Raw genomic sequence first — 548 nt, forward strand, 5'->3', positions numbered from 1 at the left:
TTAGTTGAAGTGCAAAGGTGGTACTTTCGGTGTAGCCATCGAACTCGATGCCTGTAATTCCTGCGGTGACAAAATCTACCACCACATCGCGATGCTCAACTTCGAAGGATTGTTCATTAGATTGATAGGCACCCCAGAATCCTTGCTGCGGATCGAGCAAGTGTTCATCAAAAGCTTTACTAATAATGCCTACGGGTAAGTCGGCACTATACCATTCCCCACCGGACACCAGATCAAAAATCCTGGGGCGAACATAGAGGCTCGTATCATTGTCCAGGGTTATGTACGAGGCAATACGATTGTTTTCTTTTTCTGGTTTAACAGACAAGCCCAGCAGAGTATGGGCTGGGTCGTCATAGACTACGTGCAGATCCATATCGCTTGGGCCATCGTAAGAAGTCGAGCGATAGTTTGTGTTTGTGTTTGTGCTTGTGCGTGAGATGGCCAGTTCAATATCCTGCGTTGGCATTAAGGCTTTAAGGGCATCCAGACTGCTCTGCACTGCGCCAAGATAGATCTCGTCATAGACATTGTTCAAATTGTGGAGG

At 47.1% G+C, this 548-nt stretch carries 1 protein-coding gene; it reads right to left on the minus strand.

Annotation, left to right across the window (positions count from 1 at the left end):
* On the minus strand, positions 1-548 hold a 548-nt coding region (locus A3756_RS27515; protein ID WP_197481219.1), incomplete at both ends, for a hypothetical protein.

It is taken from the genome of Oleiphilus sp. HI0086 (assembly GCF_001635225.1).